14 protein-coding genes are annotated in these 14095 nt (G+C 69.1%); 9 read left to right on the forward strand and 5 right to left on the reverse strand.

Annotation, left to right across the window (positions count from 1 at the left end; translation table 11 throughout):
* The first annotated feature begins 166 nt into the window (after positions 1–166).
* Genes ACW4TU_RS42675 through ACW4TU_RS42700 form a run of 6 tightly spaced genes read left to right on the forward strand, consistent with a single transcriptional unit; the run spans position 167 to position 6200 of the window.
* Positions 167–1444, forward strand: coding sequence for an acyl-CoA dehydrogenase family protein (locus ACW4TU_RS42675; RefSeq protein WP_457422519.1), 1278 nt, complete (start codon positions 167–169; stop codon positions 1442–1444).
* On the forward strand, positions 1441–2457 hold the full coding sequence (locus ACW4TU_RS42680) for a phosphotransferase family protein (protein ID WP_457422521.1): 1017 nt from the start codon (positions 1441–1443) through the stop codon (positions 2455–2457). The genes ACW4TU_RS42675 and ACW4TU_RS42680 overlap by 4 nt, the downstream gene beginning before the upstream one ends.
* On the forward strand, positions 2454–3395 hold the full coding sequence (locus ACW4TU_RS42685; RefSeq protein ID WP_457422523.1) for an NADPH:quinone oxidoreductase family protein: 942 nt from the start codon (positions 2454–2456) through the stop codon (positions 3393–3395). Before ACW4TU_RS42680 ends, ACW4TU_RS42685 begins: the two co-directional genes overlap by 4 nt.
* Entirely contained in the window at positions 3385–4236 is an 852-nt protein-coding gene (locus ACW4TU_RS42690; RefSeq protein ID WP_457422525.1) for an acyl-CoA dehydrogenase family protein, read from the forward strand. The genes ACW4TU_RS42685 and ACW4TU_RS42690 overlap by 11 nt, the downstream gene beginning before the upstream one ends.
* Positions 4233–5381 (forward strand): acyl-CoA dehydrogenase family protein, encoded by a 1149-nt coding sequence (locus tag ACW4TU_RS42695; RefSeq protein ID WP_457422527.1) that lies wholly within the window; start codon positions 4233–4235, stop codon positions 5379–5381. Before ACW4TU_RS42690 ends, ACW4TU_RS42695 begins: the two co-directional genes overlap by 4 nt.
* 27 nt (positions 5382–5408) lie before the next feature.
* Entirely contained in the window at positions 5409–6200 is a 792-nt protein-coding gene (locus ACW4TU_RS42700) for an enoyl-CoA hydratase (RefSeq protein WP_457422529.1), read from the forward strand.
* An 80-nt stretch (positions 6201–6280) separates the two neighbouring features.
* Here the strand turns inward: ACW4TU_RS42700 and ACW4TU_RS42705 are convergent, their stop codons facing one another.
* The 5 genes from ACW4TU_RS42705 to ACW4TU_RS42725 are packed head-to-tail and all read right to left on the reverse strand — an operon-like array spanning position 6281 to position 10358.
* Positions 6281–7504 carry a metal-dependent hydrolase family protein gene (locus tag ACW4TU_RS42705; RefSeq protein WP_457422531.1) on the reverse strand — a complete coding sequence of 408 codons (1224 nt, stop codon included), beginning with the start codon at positions 7502–7504 and terminating at the stop codon, positions 6281–6283.
* A gap of 6 nt (positions 7505–7510) precedes the next feature.
* A complete protein-coding gene (locus ACW4TU_RS42710; RefSeq protein WP_457422533.1) occupies positions 7511–7831 on the reverse strand; it encodes a hypothetical protein in 321 nt (106 codons plus the stop codon).
* A complete protein-coding gene (locus ACW4TU_RS42715; RefSeq protein ID WP_457422535.1) occupies positions 7818–9083 on the reverse strand; it encodes an aromatic ring-hydroxylating oxygenase subunit alpha in 1266 nt (421 codons plus the stop codon). The genes ACW4TU_RS42710 and ACW4TU_RS42715 overlap by 14 nt, the downstream gene beginning before the upstream one ends.
* 34 nt (positions 9084–9117) lie before the next feature.
* Positions 9118–9651 (reverse strand): carboxymuconolactone decarboxylase family protein, encoded by a 534-nt coding sequence (locus tag ACW4TU_RS42720; protein ID WP_457422537.1) that lies wholly within the window; start codon positions 9649–9651, stop codon positions 9118–9120.
* Entirely contained in the window at positions 9648–10358 is a 711-nt protein-coding gene (locus ACW4TU_RS42725) for an SDR family NAD(P)-dependent oxidoreductase (RefSeq protein ID WP_457422539.1), read from the reverse strand. The genes ACW4TU_RS42720 and ACW4TU_RS42725 overlap by 4 nt, the downstream gene beginning before the upstream one ends.
* 312 nt (positions 10359–10670) lie before the next feature.
* On the opposite strand from ACW4TU_RS42725, the gene ACW4TU_RS42730 reads away from it, so the two are divergent.
* Genes ACW4TU_RS42730 through ACW4TU_RS42740 form a run of 3 tightly spaced genes read left to right on the forward strand, consistent with a single transcriptional unit; the run spans position 10671 to position 14078 of the window.
* Complete coding sequence (locus tag ACW4TU_RS42730) at positions 10671–11402, forward strand: SDR family oxidoreductase (RefSeq protein ID WP_457422541.1); 732 nt, start codon at positions 10671–10673, stop codon at positions 11400–11402.
* Positions 11403–11436: 34 nt separating this feature from the next.
* Entirely contained in the window at positions 11437–12873 is a 1437-nt protein-coding gene (locus ACW4TU_RS42735; RefSeq protein ID WP_457422543.1) for an aldehyde dehydrogenase family protein, read from the forward strand.
* Complete coding sequence (locus tag ACW4TU_RS42740) at positions 12870–14078, forward strand: CaiB/BaiF CoA transferase family protein (RefSeq protein ID WP_457422545.1); 1209 nt, start codon at positions 12870–12872, stop codon at positions 14076–14078. The genes ACW4TU_RS42735 and ACW4TU_RS42740 overlap by 4 nt, the downstream gene beginning before the upstream one ends.
* Positions 14079–14095: the final 17 nt, after the last annotated feature.

Consider the following 14095-nt stretch of genomic DNA (forward strand, 5'->3'; position numbering starts at 1 on the left):
GATACTGCACGTCAGCGGTAATCAGCCGAAGCTCCCTACCGAATCACGCAGCGCAGCATTCGAGACCCTTACTTGCATGGAATGAGAATGTTATTCTCGCCTGCATCGCGGACGTCCGGAGCGGTGTCCGCGCGGCGTCGAGCTGTCGAAACGAGGGTCGTCCGACATGGCATGGGACTTTTCCACCGAGCCCGAGTTCGAGGAGAAGCTGGAGTGGATCAGGCGGTTCCGCGCCGAGCGCGTGGACCCACTGGACCTCCTCCACCCCGACCGGGCCTACCATCCCCTGGACGACGAGACCGGCCCGGTCGTCCGGGCCCTCAAGCAACAGGTGCGCGACCAGGGACTGTGGGCCCCGCATCTCGGCCCCGAACTCGGCGGACGCGGCTTCGGGCAGGTCAAACTCGCTCTCATCAACGAGATCCTCGGTGCGTCGAGCTGGGCACCCGTCATCTTCGGTACGGCGGCCCCCGACACCGGCAACGCGGAGATCATCGCCCGCTACGGCACCGAGGAACAGAAGGAGCGCTACCTTCGGCCGCTGCTCGAAGGCGAGTGCTTCTCCTGCTTCTCGATGACCGAGCCGCAGGCCGGCGCCGACCCGACGATGTTCACCACCCGGGCCGTGCGGGAGGGCGACAGCTGGGTCATCACCGGCCGCAAGTACTTCTCCTCCAACGCACGCACCTCCACGTTCGTCATCGTGATGGCGGTGACCGACCCGGACGTCAGCCCGTACAAGGGCATGTCGATGTTCCTGGTGCCGAGCGACACCCCGGGCATCCGGATGGAGCGCAACGTCGGGCTGCTCGGCGAGGGCCCGGAGGACGGTATGCACGCGCTGATCGCCTACGACGGGGTCCGTGTCCCCGGTGACGCGCTGCTCGGCGGGGAGGGCCAGGCGTTCGCCATCGCGCAGACCAGGCTGGGCGGCGGACGCGTCCATCACGCGATGCGGGTCGTGGGGCAGTGCCGGCGGGCGCTGGACATGATGGCCGAGCGCGCGCTGTCGCGCGAGACACAGGGCGGCCGGCTCGCCGACAAGCAGCTCGTACAGGCCGATCTCGCCGACTCCTACGCGCAGTTGACCCAGTTCCGGCTGATGGTCCTCTACACGGCCTGGCAGATCGATCAGTACAACGACTACAAGCGGGTCCGCAAGGACATCGCCACGATCAAGTTCCTGACGCCGAAGGTGCTGCACGACGTCGTCTACCGCTCGATGCATCTGCACGGCGCCCTGGGCGTATCGAACGAGATGCCCTTCGCCGGCATGTGGACCGGCGCCGCCGTCATGGCCGTCGTCGACGGACCGACGGAGGTCCACAAGATCACCGTGGCCCGCGACCTCCTGCGCGGCTACGAGGCCGCCCCCGGACTCTGGCCCACCCAGCATCTGCCCGCACGCCGGGAGTGGGCCCGTAAGCAGCTGGAGGACATGTGAACACCGAGTCGCTCGCCCGCTGGCTGGACGGCCGGGGCATCGCCCCCGGTGAACCCGTCGAGGTGTCTCTCATCTCCGGGGGCACCTCCAACGACATCTACGAAGTCCGGCGCGGCGAACGCCAGTTGGTCCTGCGCAAGCCGCCCGAGAAGGTTCCGCCGGGCCGCAACGAGACCATGCTGCGCGAGTTCCGGGTGCTGAACGCCCTGAACGGGACGGACGTTCCGCATCCGGAGGCCGTCGAGGTGTGCGAGGACACCGACGTCATCGGCTCCTGTTTCTACCTCATGGGCCATGTCGACGGCTGGTCGCCGATGAACGTCGAGGGCGGCTGGCCCGAACCCTTCAGGAGCGACCTCTCCCTGCGTCCAGGCCTCGCCCACGAGCTCGTGGAGGGCATCGCCCGGCTCGGCAACGTCGACTGGCGGGCGCAGGGACTTGAGGGCTTCGGCCGGCCCGACGGCTTCCACGACCGCCAAGTGGACCGCTGGCAGGCGCACTTGGCCAAGTTCGCGTTCCGCGAGATACCTGGCCTCGACACCGCCGCCGCCTGGCTGCGCGCACACCGGCCGAGCCACTGGACCCCGGGCATCATGCACGGCGACTACCAGTTCGCCAACGTGATGTTCCAGCGCGGCGCCCCCGCCCGCCTCGCCGCCCTCGTCGACTTCGAGATGGCCACCGTGGGCGACCCGCTCCTCGACCTCGCCTGGGTGATCATGGGCTGGCCGAACGCCGACGAGGACCGCTCACAGAAGGGGTACGTCAGCTACGAGGGCATGCCCGACCGGGCCGACCTCCTGGAGCACTACGCCAAGGTCAGCGGCCGGGACGTCGCCGAGATCGACTACTACGTGGTGCTGGCCCGCTTCAAGATGGCCATCGTCCTCGAAGGCGGCTACGCCCGGCACGTCAAGGGCGAGGGCGGCAACCCCAAGATGGCCTTCTACGGCGACACGGTCCTGACGATGGCCGCCCAGGCCGCGGAACTGGCCGCGACGACCCGGCTGTGAGGGCCGCCCGCTGTCACACCCTCGGCGGCCCGCTGGTCGTCGAGGAGGTCCCCGAACCGCGGGGCGACGTGCCGGTCGACGTGCACTTCGCGGCGGTCAACTTCGCCGACGTGCTGGTGATCGAGGGCGCCTACCAGGTGAAGGCCGAGGTGCCCTTCACCCCCGGGAGCGAGTTCGCGGGCGTGGTCGCCCGGGACGGGCACGGCTTCCGCGCCGGCGACCGGGTCTTCGGCTCCGCTTTCGTCGGCGCCTTCGCCGAACGCGTCGCCGTCCCCGCCACCAGCCTCCACCGCATCCCGGCCGCCGTGCCCATGGAGCGTGCTGCGGCTTTCGGCGTCTCCCACGCCACCGCCTTCAACGCCCTGCGCCTGGTCGCCGACGTGCGTAAGGGGGAGCGGGTCGCGGTGCTCGGCGCCGCCGGCGCGGTCGGCCTCGCCGCCGTCGAACTCGCTCTGCTGCTGGGCACCGAGGTGATCGCCGTCGCGTCGAGCGAGGAGAAACGCGCCGCCTGCGCCGAACTCGGCGCCCACACCGTCCTGCCGTACGAGAACCTGAAACGGGCGCTGCGGGAGGCGGGCGGCGCCGATGTCGTCGTCGACCCGGTCGGCGGGCCGCACTCCGAGCAGGCGCTGCGCGGGATGCGCTGGGGCGGCCGGTTCGTCAGCGTCGGGTTCGCGAGCGGCGAGATACCGGCCGTTCCGCTGAACCTCGCGATGCTCAAGGGCGTCACGATTCACGGCTTCGACTTCGGCGGCTGGGCCCGCCATGACCGGGAGAAGCTGACCGCCGCCCGCACCGAACTGCACCGACTTTTCGCCGAGGGGGCCGTTCACCCCCGTATCCACGCCGTCCACCCGCTCGACGAGGTGGGCGCCGCGTTGCGCGTGGGCCGCGGTGCCATCGGCAAGGTCCTTCTGGAGGTCGCCCGTGGAGTTTGAATTCGACGAGGACCAGCGACTGCTGCAACGGATGGTCCGCGAGACGGTGGCCAGGTCGCGGGCACTGCCTGAGAAACAACTCTGGTCCACCTACCTGGAGTTGGGCTGGCTTGAGGCTCCCCCGGTGGAGCTGGCGATCATTCTGGAGGAGCTGGGGTACGCCGCTGATCCCACGCCCTTCCTGGCCACGGCCACCTGGTTCGCACCGCTGGCCGGACGGCTGCCGAACGGCTCGGGGACGGCGGTCTTCGACGGCGTCGGCGAGTTCGTCCTCGACGCGGACCGGGCGGACGAGATCGCCCTCCTTACGTCGAAGGGTGTGGTCGTCCGCAACGGTGCCGACGTGCGTGCCGAGCGGGTCGCCGCCTTCGACCCGACCATCCATGTCGCTCGGGTCGATGAGCCCGAACTGATACCCGGAGTACCGGAATTGGCGCTGATGGGTCTGGCGATCTCCACTGTCGGCAGTTGTCGGCGCATCCTCGACCTGGTGGTCGCGCATGTGAAGCAGCGGCAGCAGTTCGGGGTGCCCATCGGGTCCTTCCAGGCGGTCAAGCACAAGGCCGCCGACATGTACGTCGCGATCGAGCGGGCCCGGGCGCTCGCCCTCTACTCCGCCCTCACCATCGCCGAGGACGACCAGGAACGGGCCAGGGCCGCCGCGATGGCCAAGGCGGCAGCGGGGGAGTGTCAACGGCTCTGCTTCCAGAGCGGGTTCCAGCTGTTCGGTGCCATGGGCTACACCTGGGAGAACGAACTCCAGATCCACCTCAAACGGGCCAAGGCCGGTGACCTGCTGCTGGGGACGGCCGCCGTGCACAGGAGGGCGTTGCTGGTATGAGACTCGCCGCCGACCCCGGGATCGAGGAGTTCCGGGCCGAGTTCGCAGCCTTCCTCGACGCCAACCTGCCCACGGAGGAGGAGGCCGTACCCCGAGCGAAGTCGAGCGCGGACGTGCCTCCATGGGCCCGGAAGTGGCAGCGGAATCTGTTCGACGCGGGCTGGCTTGTGCCCGGCAATCCGCCCGAGTACGGCGGGCGCGACGCCACCCTGCCCCAACTGCTCGCCCACGCAGAGGAGATGTCCAGGCGCCGGATCTACCACAGCTTCAACCCGCAGGGCGTCGGCATCATCGCGGCCTCGATCCTGAGCTTCGGCACCGACGAGCAGAAACGGCGCTGGGCCGCGCGCATCCTGCGCGCGGAGCTGACGGCCGCCCTCGGGATGAGTGAGCCGGGTGCCGGCTCCGACCTCGCCGGACTGCGTACCCGCGCGGTCCTGGAGGGTGACCACTTCGTCGTCAACGGGCAGAAGGTGTGGACCTCCGGGGCCCATGACGCGGATGTGCTGCTGACGTTCGTACGGACCGATCCGGACGCGCCCAAGCACAGGGGAATCAGCGTGCTGATCGTCCCCACCGACACGGAGGGCGTGGTCAGGCGGCCCTTCGGGTCCATCGCCGCTCCCGACGACCTCGACTTCAACGAGGTGTTCTTCACCGACGTCCGGGTGCCCAGGGAGAACCTGATCGGCCCGCTCAACGAGGGCTGGAAGGTGGCGAACGGTTCGCTCGGGCACGAACGGACCCTGCTGTGGCTGAGCTACGCCGAGCGGCTGGAGGACCTGATCCGGGACGCGCCGAGCGATGAGGAGTGGTACGCCACACTCCTCATGGACTTCCAGGCGCTGAAGCTGCTGGGCTACCGCCAGCTCGGCACCGACCGGAACCCGGCCGAGGTGTCCGTCCTCAAGCTGTTCGGTTCGGAGGCCGTGCAGAACGCCACTCTGCGCGCTCTGGAGGCGCACGGAACGGAGGCCCTGCGTCACCCCGTGTCGACGGCCCCGCACTTCCACATGAACATGGAGGTGTTCTCCTCCAGCTGGTTCGAACGGTACGCGCGCAGCTTCGGCGGGACCATCGCCGGCGGCACCTCCGAGATCCAGCGCAACATCATCGCCGAGCGCATCCTCGGCCTGCCCAGATAGCCGCCGGGACCGACAAGGAGCACGCGCATGGACCAGATTCTGTACGAGGTCAAGGACCGGGTCGCGGTCATCACGCTCAACCGGCCCGAGGTCGCCAACGCCCAGACGATGTCGCTCCTCGACGATCTGGACGCCGCGTGGAGCCGGGCGGCGGCCGACGAGAACGTACACGTCATCGTGCTGCGCGGCAACGGGCGGCACTTCTCCGCCGGGCACGACCTGAAGGACCGCTGGCCGGCCCCGAAGGAGATCACCCTGGAGTGGATCTACAACGCGGAGACCCGCCGGTACCTGGAGTACACCCTGCGCTGGCGCAACATCCCCAAACCGTCGATCGCCGCGGTGCAGGGCAAGTGCATCGCGGGCGGACTCATGCTCTGCTGGCCGTGCGATCTCATCGTGGCCGCCGAGAACGCCGAATTCTCCGACCCTGTCGTCCACATGGGCATCGGGGGCGTCGAATACCACGGTCACACCTGGGAGTTGGGTGCTCGCAAGGCCAAGGAGATCCTCTTCACCGGGCGGGCCGTCACGGCGGCCGAGGCGGAGAGGGTCGGCATGGTCAACCAGGTCGTCCCGCTCGACCAACTCGACGCGGCCACCATGGAGCTGGCCGACCGCATCGCCCGGATGCCGCCCTTCGGGCTGCGCCAGGCCAAGCGGGCCGTCAACCAGACCCTGGATGTGCAGGGCTTCTACGCGGCCGTCCAGTCGGTGTTCGACATCCACGAGACGGGGCACGGGAACGCGCTGAGCGTGAGCGGGTATCCGGTGCTGACCCGGCTGGAGGGCATGAAGGAGCACATCAAGGACCAGTGATACCGGCACACGACAGGGCCGTTCGGCGGGGGTGGGCGCATCCCGCCGAACGGCCCTGTTCGTACGGCTCAACCGGCTTGTCACCGCGGCTCGTTGCGGAAGACCTTGCCCCCCTTCATCACGAACCGCACGTCGGCCAGTACCGACATGTCCTCAAGTGGATTGCCCGGTACGGCGATCAGGTCCGCGAGCAGTCCCTCCGCGACGCGACCGCGGTCGTCCGCGTCGATCAGTTCGGCCGCGTTGACCGTCGCCGCCCGCAGCACCTCCAGCGGCTCCATGCCCCGCTCGACGAGCGCGACCATCTCCTGGGCGCCCCGCCCGTGCGGGATGGCCGGCGCGTCCGTGCCCACGGCGATACGGACGCCCGCCTTGGCGGCCCTGGCGACGACGGACCGGGCGTGCGGGAACACCTCGGCGGCCTTGGCGCGCAGTTCGGGCGCGGCCCGGGACACGTCCATGCCGTCGATCAGCGCGGTGGTCGGGACGAGGAAGGTGCCGCGCTCCGCCATCAGCGCGATGGTCTCGTCGTCCACCAGGAAGCCGTGCTCGATGCAGTCGATGCCCGCCTCGACCGCCGAGCGCACCGCGTCGGCCCCGTGGGTGTGCGCGGCCACCTTGAGCCCGCGCCGGTGGGCCTCGTCGACGATGGCCCGCAACTCCGCGTCGGAGTAGTGCTGCGCGCCGGGGGTGCCCGTGTGGGACATGACACCCCCGGACGCGCAGACCTTGATGAGCCGCGCCCCGTGCTTGATCTGGTACCGCACGGCCTTGCGCACCTCGTCGACCCCGTTGGCGACGCCCTCCTCCACGGAGAGCGGCATGATGCCGGGGGCCAGCGCGCCGAAGACGCTCGGGTCCAGATGACCGCCGGTCGGGGTGATGGCGTGCCCCGCGGGGACGATCCGGGGCCCCTCGATCCAGCCGGCGTCGACGGCCCTGGCGAGGGCGACGTCCAGCAGATAGCCGCCGGTCTTCACGAACAGCCCGAGGTTCCTGACCGTGGTGAAGCCCGACCTGAGGGTGCGCCGGGCGTTGCCCACGGCCCGCAGCATGCGCAGCGGCGGATCGTCCTGGACCATGGACAGGACCGGGGTCTCCCCCCGGCCGCCCATGAGGAGGTTGACCTCCATGTCCATCAGGCCGGGCAGCAGGGTGACGTCTCCGAGATCCAGTACGTCACCCCCGGCATCGACATCGGCGCCGGTCCGCGTGATGCGGTCGCCGTCGACATGGACGAGACCGGGTTCCTCGAACTCCCCGGTCTCGACGTGCAGTACGCGCGCCGCCCTGAGCGTGACCACGGCCGGTCAGACCCTGGGTTCGACGACGAGGTCCATGTAGGCGGCCCCGCTGTCCGGCACCCGGGCCTGCTTCCACACCTCGACCGGGAACGAGACGTTCACCAGGGAGAACATCAGCAGGAGCAGATTGCGCTCGGGCTCCGGCAGTTCGTCGAGCGGGTACTTGTCCAGGTGGTCGGACGCCTGATCGAGGAGCGGGAACGCCACGTCGTAGAAGGCCTGCATCTCCTCCATGGAGCTGGCCAGCCGCTTGCCGTAGCGCTCCCGCTCCGTCTCCAGGACCCACGGGGTGAACGGTTCGAGCGCCGCGAACTCACTGGGCAGCATCGGTGTGCTCCTTCACGTGGTCGGCGACCGTCTTGTGCAGATGGCGGAGCAGCAACTCCTGGTCGCAGAGCGGGAAGTCGGTCACCACCCGGCTCTTGAGCATGGTCTGCGTGGCCTCCAGGGTGTTGCCGTCCTGGAGGGCGTACTCCTTGAACGTCACCGCCGCGAGCTCCTGCTTCAGCCGCTCCCGGGCAGTCCTGGCGGGCACGAAGTACAGGTTGGCCTCGAAGATGTGCCTGTCCACCGCCGTCGGCCAGTAGTGGTACGTCAGATACCAGCCGGGCTTCCAGATCAGCAGCGTCATGTTGGGGAAGAACTCGAAGGAATCGTTTCCCCAGGCCCGGTGCGCGCCCGGGTTGAGACCCGGGGGAAGGGGATCGAGTCCCTCGATGTCGGGTGCCTCCCAGGGGCCGAACAGGCCGCTGCGCAGGACGCGTTCGATGGGCTTGACGATGCTCAGGTCCTTCGGCGGGGACATGCCTCCCCAGGACGAGATCATCGAGTGCGGGCTGTGGATCTCGTAGTGCAGCGCTTCGTACCCGACGTTGAAGAGCTTGTCGGCCTCGTCCTTGACGGCCTGCTTCATGTGCAGGACGGGAGCGTGGTAGAACTCCGCGAACGCGTCGATGAACAGTTTCCAGTTGCTGCCGATCTCGGCCTTGTACGTGAAGACCTCGGTCATCTCGTGGAAGGGATAGCCCTCCAGGCCCTTGGCCAGGTCGCCGAGGTACTCCCGCAGCGGCAGCGCGTTCGGATCCAGGTTGACGAAGACGAAGCCTTCCCAGACCTCGCAGCGGACCTGCTTGAGGCCGTAGTCGGACTTGTCCAGGTCGAAGAACTCCTGCTCCTGCTGGACGAAGGTCAGATCGCCGTCGAGGCTGTAGCGCCAGGCGTGGTACTTGCAGGTGAACTGACGACAGGTGCCCTTGACCTCCTCGCCAGGGAAGTCGTTCCACACCAGCTTGTTGCCGCGGTGCCGGCAGATGTTGTGGAAGGCGCGGATCTCCTTGTCCCTGCCCCGCACGACGATCAGCGAGGTGTCCGCGACCGCGAGCTCCTTCGTGAAGTAGCTGCCGGTCTTCGGCACCTGCTCCACGCGCCCGACGTTCAGCCAGGTCCGCTTGAAGACGGCCTCCCGCTCGGCCTCGTAGTACGCGGGGTCGATCGAGTCCTCGTAGTTCACGGGACTCGTACCCAACTCGGGGTACTGCTCGGTCCAGCTGCCGGCCGACGGCTTGGCGAAGTGTGGCATGAGCACTCCCTTCTCTAGAGTGAGAATATCATTCTCATGTCTGCCTATTGAAGTTCTCGTCGGGGATTCCTGGATCCAGCTCCACCTCGAAGGTGTTGAAGGCCGCGGCCAGCGCGCCGTACGTGCCGACCGTGAACACCAGATCCAGGAGCTGCTGGTCGTCCAGGTCCGCACCGAGCTCCCGGTAGGTCGCGTCGGACAGCCGCGAGTCCGTCTCCAGCTCGTCCACCGCCCGGTTGAGGAGCGTCGGGGCGCCGGTCCGGACCAGGTCGGTCTCCTCGTCGGTGATCCCGGCGTGCCGGGCGATCAGGACGTGCTGCGCCCACTCGTACCGGCACTGCCGCCGCCAGGCCACCCGCAGGATGACCAGCTCACGGGTGCGCTTCGGCAGGGTCGAGTCGACGAGCAGGTACTTGTTGAAGGCGAGGAACGCCTTGGCGAGTTCGGGGTGCCGGGCGAGCAGTCCGAGCGCGTTCGAGGGCGGTTTCCGCGGATCGGGGGCCGACGCGCCCAGCGCCTTCAGGTACTCGGCGTGCGGGAGGGGTGCGATGCGGCGCGTGCGGTTCATGTGTTGCGCCCGCCGTTCACGCCCAGGATCTGTCCGGTGATGTACCCGGCCTCCTCCGAGACGAGGAACGCGCAGGCCGCGGCGATGTCCTCGGGGCGTCCGACCCGCCGTACGGGAGTGCGCTGGATGTGTTCCTCGACCGTCCCGCCGAGCAGCTCGCGCGACTCCGCCCTGCGCAGCATGGGCGTGTCGATGAAGCCGGGCGGCACCGCGTTGACGGTGATGCCGGCCGGGCCCAGTTCGAGCGCGAGTGACTTGGTGAGGCCGTTGACCGCCGACTTGGCCGCGACGTAGTGCGTCATGAACTGCTGCCCGGACTGTGCGCTGGAGGAGGAGATGTTGACGATGCGCCCCCATCCGGCCTCCAGCATGTCGGGCAGTACCGCCTGGACGCAGTGGAAGACGCTGTTGAGGTTGATGTCGACAACCCGCTGCCAGGCGGCGAACGTCAGATCCTGGAAGCGCTTGTAGCCCGCCACCCCGGCCGCGTTGACCAGGATGGTGCACGGCCCGAGCCGCTCCCGGACGGCGGCCAGCGCCTGCTCCACCTGGGCCCGGTCGGTGACATCGGCGATCTGTGACTGTGCCGGGGCCGAGTCGGAGGGGTTCAGGTCGAGGGTCGCGACGTGATAGCCGTCGGCCGTCAGTCGCTCGGCGACGGCCAGCCCGATTCCGGAGCTGCCTCCGGTGACAACCGCGGTCTTCATGCGGTCTCCCGCGTGGTGCGGTCGCCGGTCTGCCGGTTGGGGTCCGCGGCCTGACTCGACACCCTGTTATCGATCATGGAAATATCCCTTCCCTGAGCGAGAATGATATTCTCACTGGTGTTCGCCGGGAAGTGCCGTGCAGGTCTCGGGTCGGGGTCGCGGGGTCGAAGGGGGCGGGCCTGGGTCCTCCGTTCACGTTGCAACTCACTGTGATGCGGGACATTCTCGTGTTCGGATGGTTGATTTGCCGAAAGTGAGAATGTAGTTTCCGCCAGGTTGGAGCAAGGCCGCCCATCCGAGCGAGGAGACAGGATGCGGTTCCAGGACAAGGTGGCGATCGTCACCGGTGCCGGACAGGGAATCGGCGAGGATTATGCTCGGGCGCTGGCCGCCGAGGGTGCCCGCGTCGTCGTCGCCGAGATCAACGAGGAGCAGGGGCAGCGGGTCGCCAAGGACATCGACGGGGCGATCTTCGTCAAGGTCGACGTCGGGGACCCCGAGTCGGCCGAGGCGCTGGCCGCGGCCACGGTCGCGGAGTTCGGCCGGATCGACTACCTGGTCAACAACGCCGCGATCTACCACAGCATGAAGCGCGACGGCATCACCACCGTCGACCTGGACTACCTCAACCGCTTCATCCAGGTGAACCTGATGGGCGCGATCTACTGCACCAGGGCCGTCGTCCCGCACATGACCGAGGGCGGCGCGATCGTCAACCAGTCGTCCACCGCCTCCTACATGGCCACCGGGTACTACGGGCTCGCCAAGGCCGGCATCAACCACCTCACCGCCTCGCTCGCCGCCGAACTCGGCGGCCGAGGCATCCGGGTGAACGGCATCGCCCCGGGACCGACGGACACCGAGGCCACCGGCACCGTCCTGCCGAAGGAGCATCAGGCCGCGATGGCGCAGCGGCTGGCGCTCGGCCGGATGGGGCAACCGGGCGATCTCACCCCGACCGTGCTGTTCCTGCTCTCCGATGCCGCGGGCTGGCTGACCGGCCAGGTCATCGCCGTGGACGGCGGCCAGGGGGTCCGGCTGTGAGGCGGCAGGTCAGCGACGTACAGGGGAGTTCGCGGTGAAGCGGCTGCTCATCGACGGATCGCTCGTCGGGTCCGAGAACACCTTCCCCTCGCTCAACCCCGCCACCGGCGAGGTCCTCGGCCAGGCCCCCGATGCCACGGTCGCCCAGACCGAGGCCGCCGTGGCCGCAGCCCGCCGCGCCTTCGACACCACGAGCTGGCCGACCGACGCCCCGTTCCGCATCCGCTGTCTCGACCAGCTCCATCAGGCACTGATCGACCACCTGGAGGAGCTGCGCGAGCTGACGATCGCCGAGGTCGGCGCGCCCCGCATGCTCACCTACGGCCCCCAGCTCGACGACCCGGTCAAGCTGGTCCGCTACTACGCCGACCTGCTGCGCAAGTACCCCCTGACCGAGAACCTCGGCGAGGTCGAGATCCGCGGGCAGCGCCACCGCCGCTGGGTGGAGAAGGAGGCTGTCGGGGTCGTCTCCGCGATCATCGCGTACAACTACCCCAACCAGCTCGCCCTGGCCAAGCTCGCCCCCTCGCTCGCCGCGGGCTGCACGGTCGTCCTCAAGGGCGCCCCGGACACCCCCCTGACCACACTGTTCCTGGGTGAACTGATCGCCGGGCACACGGACATCCCGCCCGGCGTGGTCAACGTGCTGACCTCCACCTCCGTCGAGGCCGCCGAGGTGCTCACCAGCCACGCCGACGTCGACATGGTCTCCTTCACCGGCTCCACCGCCACCGGCCGCCGGATCATGGAGGTCGCCGGCCGCACCGTGAAGAAGGTCTTCCTGGAACTCGGCGGCAAGTCCGCGATGATCATCCTCGACGACGCCGACTTCACCACCGCCGCCATGTTCGCGGCCGGCACCATCTGCTCCCACTCGGGACAGGGCTGCGCGCTCACCACCCGGCTGCTCGTGCCCCGGGCCCACCACGACGAGATCGTGGAGAAGGTCGCCGCGGGCCTCGCCCGGATGCGCCTCGGCGACCCCACCGACCCCAAGACCTTCGCCGGCCCGCTCATCAGCGCCAAACAGCGCGACAAGGTCGACGGCATGGTCCAGCGGGCCGTCGCCGCGGGCGCGAAACTCGTCACCGGCGGCACGAGGATCGACCCCGGCTTCTACTTCACGCCCACCCTGCTCACCGACGTCGACCCGGACAGCGAGATCGCCCAGGACGAGGTCTTCGGACCGGTGCTCGCGGTCATCCCGTACGACGACGATGACGACGCGGTCCGCATCGCCAACAACTCGGTCTACGGCCTCTCGGGCGGGATCCAGAGCGCCGACGAGGAGCGGGCCATCGCGCTGGCCCGCCGCATCCGCACCGGCACGTTCAGCATCAACGGGGGCAACTACTTCGCCGCGGACGTCCCGTTCGGCGGCTACAAGCAGTCCGGCACCGGCCGCGAGAGCGGTGTGCCGGGACTCGAGGAGTTCCTGGAGTACAAGTCCTTCGCGGCGGTCGTCCGGTGAGGCCCCTGGAGGGAATCCGCGTCCTCGAAGTCGCCATGTACGGCTTCGTCCCCTCGGCCGGCGCCGTTCTCGCCGACTGGGGCGCCGACGTCGTCAAGGTCGAGCACGCCGTCAACGGCGACCCGCAACGAGGTCTCAGGCGGACCGGCACGTTCGTCGTCGAGGGCGACCCCAACCCCAACGTCGAACACGCCAACCGGGGCAAACGCAGCCTGGGCCTGGACATCGCAAAGCCCGAGGGCCGCGAGGTGCTGTACGACCTGGCCAGACGCGCGGATGTGTTCCTCACCAGCTTCCTGCCCGGACACCGCGAACGGTTCGGCATCGACGTGGACGACATCCGAGCCGTCAACCCGGACATCGTCTACGCCCGGGGGAGCGCCCTCGGACCACGCGGCCCCGAGGCCGGCAAGGGCGGCTACGACATGACCGCCTTCTGGTGCCGGGCCGGCACCGCCGCCAGTATCACCCCGGCCGGCAGCGAAGGCCTGATCAACCCGCCCGGGCCCGCCTACGGGGACACCATCTCGGGGACGAACCTCGCCGGGGGTATCGCGGCGGCGCTGCTGCGGCGCGAACGCACCGGCGAAGCCTCGGTCGTCGACGTCTCCCTGCTCGGCAGCGGCGTCTGGGCCATGGGACACGCCACCGCGCTCTCCCTCCACCTCGGCAGGCCCTGGGCCGCGCCGTCGGCGGGCTCCCACGGCTCCGTGGCCAACCCCCTGTCCGGGCTGTACGTCACCGCCGACGGCCACCACCTGGCCTTCGTGATGATGCAACCCGGCAAGTTCTGGGCCGACGTGTGCCGGCACATTGACCGCCCCGACCTCGCCGACGATCCCCGCTTCGCCACTGCCGACCTCATCGCCGCCAACACCGAGCAGGCCGTCAAGATCCTGCGCGAGGTGCTCGCGGGCCGCACGCTCGCCGACTGGACGAAGCGCTTCGCCACCCTCGCCGGACCCTGGGCCCCCGTACAGGACACCCTCCAGGTCGGCGAGGACGCCCAGGTACGGGCCAACGAGTACCTGGTGAAGGCCGGTGAGCTACAACTCGCGGCCAGTCCGGTGCAGTTCGACGTCACCACTACCCAACCACTCGGGCCCGCGCCCGAGTTCGCCGCCCAGACCGAGGAGATCCTCCTCGAACTGGGCCTGGACTGGGCCCGCATCCTCGAACTGAAAGAGGCGGGCGCGGTCACCTGATCACCGCAACCGGGTGG

It is taken from the genome of Streptomyces kryoterrae (assembly GCF_054072135.1).

What these genes read in the sequence shown, in the direction of transcription:
- ACW4TU_RS42730 (WP_457422541.1), top strand. Translation starts at nt 10,671, where the DNA reads ATGCGGTTCCAGGACAAGGTGGCGATCGTCACCGGTGCCGGACAGGGA.
- ACW4TU_RS42700 (WP_457422529.1), top strand. Translation starts at nt 5,409, where the DNA reads ATGGACCAGATTCTGTACGAGGTCAAGGACCGGGTCGCGGTCATCACG.
- ACW4TU_RS42675 (WP_457422519.1), top strand. Translation starts at nt 167, where the DNA reads ATGGCATGGGACTTTTCCACCGAGCCCGAGTTCGAGGAGAAGCTGGAG.
- ACW4TU_RS42725 (WP_457422539.1), bottom strand. Translation starts at nt 10,358, where the DNA reads ATGAAGACCGCGGTTGTCACCGGAGGCAGCTCCGGAATCGGGCTGGCC.
- ACW4TU_RS42715 (WP_457422535.1), bottom strand. Translation starts at nt 9,083, where the DNA reads ATGCCACACTTCGCCAAGCCGTCGGCCGGCAGCTGGACCGAGCAGTAC.
- ACW4TU_RS42695 (WP_457422527.1), top strand. Translation starts at nt 4,233, where the DNA reads ATGAGACTCGCCGCCGACCCCGGGATCGAGGAGTTCCGGGCCGAGTTC.
- ACW4TU_RS42720 (WP_457422537.1), bottom strand. Translation starts at nt 9,651, where the DNA reads ATGAACCGCACGCGCCGCATCGCACCCCTCCCGCACGCCGAGTACCTG.
- ACW4TU_RS42710 (WP_457422533.1), bottom strand. Translation starts at nt 7,831, where the DNA reads ATGCTGCCCAGTGAGTTCGCGGCGCTCGAACCGTTCACCCCGTGGGTC.